Raw genomic sequence first — 602 nt, 5'->3', positions numbered from 1 at the left:
TTTCAACGTCACCCTGACCACAGGCGCGTCTGAAAACGTCACCATCATTGATGCTGATTCTGAAAACAACACCGTAGCCCTGGGTAGCGTTGCTTCCCATACAGGCACAGTCACTATCGGTACAGCAGCAGGTGCAGGCAAAGTTAACGGCTTCATCAACTTTGACACCACCACAGTTGGTGCTAACGGCGGTCTGAACCGTATCGACACCTCCGGCGCAGCAGCTGACGGCTCTGGCGTACAAGATCTGTCCCTGACAGCTGGCCAGGTCAAACTGGTTGCTGGCGTGATCGACGCGTCTGCAGAACTGGCAAACGTCACTGTTCGCGTATCCACCAACACATCCGCAGTCAATGGCGGCCAAAAAATCACCATGGGTGCCGGTAACGACACCGTGATCTTCGATAACATCCAAGACACACGTGCTGGTCTGACCATCTCCGACACCGTTGCTGGTGGCGCAGGTACAGGCGATACACTGGTCATCGACGGTGACCTGACAGGCGCCAGCCTGGGCGACACCATCGCCCTGGGTGCTTCTGAATGGACCAACGTCTCTGGTTTCGAAACCATCCGCCTGGTGGGTACATCCAACAATGCTG

Annotated in this window: 1 protein-coding gene; it reads left to right on the top strand. The window is 56.0% G+C overall.

Annotated elements, in window-relative coordinates:
- Positions 1–602: hypothetical protein (locus ACO0LH_RS28510; RefSeq protein ID WP_422944529.1), on the top strand; the 602-nt coding region annotated here is incomplete at both ends.

Source organism: Undibacterium sp. TJN19 (assembly GCF_049339485.1).
In the GTDB taxonomy this organism is placed as follows: Bacteria; Pseudomonadota; Gammaproteobacteria; order Burkholderiales; family Burkholderiaceae_D; genus Undibacterium.
Note: the sequence above shows the minus strand (reverse complement) of the source record. Positions and strands in the feature narration are given on the sequence as shown.